3 protein-coding genes are annotated in these 1,302 nt (G+C 42.1%); all 3 read right to left on the bottom strand.

The window, feature by feature from the left end:
* Positions 1–45 precede the first annotated feature (45 nt).
* From tnpB to ACFOHL_RS15635, 3 genes are read right to left on the bottom strand one after another with little or no spacing between them, the layout of a single operon-like run.
* Positions 46–393 (bottom strand): IS66 family insertion sequence element accessory protein TnpB, encoded by a 348-nt coding sequence (tnpB, locus tag ACFOHL_RS15645; RefSeq protein WP_376921179.1) that lies wholly within the window; start codon positions 391–393, stop codon positions 46–48.
* On the bottom strand, positions 390–719 hold the full coding sequence (locus tag ACFOHL_RS15640; protein WP_376921178.1) for a hypothetical protein: 330 nt from the start codon (positions 717–719) through the stop codon (positions 390–392). Before ACFOHL_RS15640 ends, tnpB begins: the two co-directional genes overlap by 4 nt.
* A 29-nt stretch (positions 720–748) precedes the next feature.
* Positions 749–874, bottom strand: coding sequence for a hypothetical protein (locus ACFOHL_RS15635; RefSeq protein ID WP_376921177.1), 126 nt, complete (start codon positions 872–874; stop codon positions 749–751).
* Between the last annotated feature and the right edge of the window lie 428 nt (positions 875–1,302).

Raw genomic sequence — 1,302 nt, 5'->3', positions numbered from 1 at the left:
ACTTAGACTAAATCGTGATCGATAATCGCTGTTTATGATCTGCGGTTATAAGCCAGCAGAGGTATAAAACAAGGGCTGATGGCCGTGTATATCAAAGCCACCTAGGAGGCCATTGAGTTGTTGTTCAGTCAAACAGAACGACGCCTGCTTACTGTTAGGCCACTTGAACGTTTCTTTCTCTAAGCGTTTACTCCACATGGCTAAACCAGTGCTATCCCAATACAATATCTTAAGGCGTTTGCGGGTGCGATTAGTGAAGACAAACAACGCGCCTGACATGAGGGTGACATCAAGCTCTTGCTCAACAATTAGCGCGAGGCCGTTAAACTGCTTGCGAAAGTCTACCGTCTTTGGGTAAAGATATACCGCTTTTGGGTCAACAAACATTCTCATGCAGCCAGTCCTTTCAATAAAGTGGCCAACCAAATTGGATCGCATTGTGTAGAGAGTGATAGTTGCGCATACTGTGTTTGCAAGACGACAGTGCTCGGCCTTGGCGTCACTTGCGCTTTGACGAACTGCCCAGATTGTGCGGCAGGCGAATTTGTCACGATAGATTTTTTACTTTGCGCTGGCATGGATAGCCCCATGGCATGCCGGCGAGAGTAAAAGGTTTGCACCGGTATCTTCTGCTCAGTACAAAATTGCTTTGTTGTACCCGTATATTGTGCATGCATCTGCATGATATGTTGCCACTGTTTTTTTGATCGTTTGTTCATCCTAGGTTCTCGTTGATTGAAAACCCTAATTAAATGTAGTCTACGTTCAATTTGCGCTCTTTTTGTCTGGTGTTATTCAGTTTTTTGATGAGCCACTTTAAACCATGTGCAGAATCAGGAATAGCGTACCGACTTTGGTACATAGCTTCTGCCATTTCTTTTACTATTAATCTACTATCTCCTTTATGCTTCCAGTAAATAAATGTAGATTGCCACGCACTTATAATACTTTTTGCCAATTTATTTAACATACGATCTGACTAAAAAAATCTGTTTTACCACGCTCTTATCGAACACTGGTGTTTGGTTTCCCGCGCTCTTATTATAAGTTTTACCATTTTAAGTTATACAGTGTCAGTCAAAACAATTACACCTAGTTAACGCCCAGCAATGATTTGATAATGTGCCTTTCACTTATACTTAAATCACGTTATGAATCAAAAACGCACGCCCGAGCAATGGGATGACATCATGCAACGTTACGCGACATACGAAGGCTCAACCGTTCAATTTTGTAGCGATTTTAACATCCCACAACAAACTTTGTACTCACAACTAAAGCGCCGACAAGTAGCCAGTATCA

Source organism: Agaribacter flavus (assembly GCF_042646125.1).
In the GTDB taxonomy this organism is placed as follows: Bacteria; Pseudomonadota; Gammaproteobacteria; order Enterobacterales; family Alteromonadaceae; genus Glaciecola; species Glaciecola flavus.
Note: the sequence above shows the minus strand (reverse complement) of the source record. Positions and strands in the feature narration are given on the sequence as shown.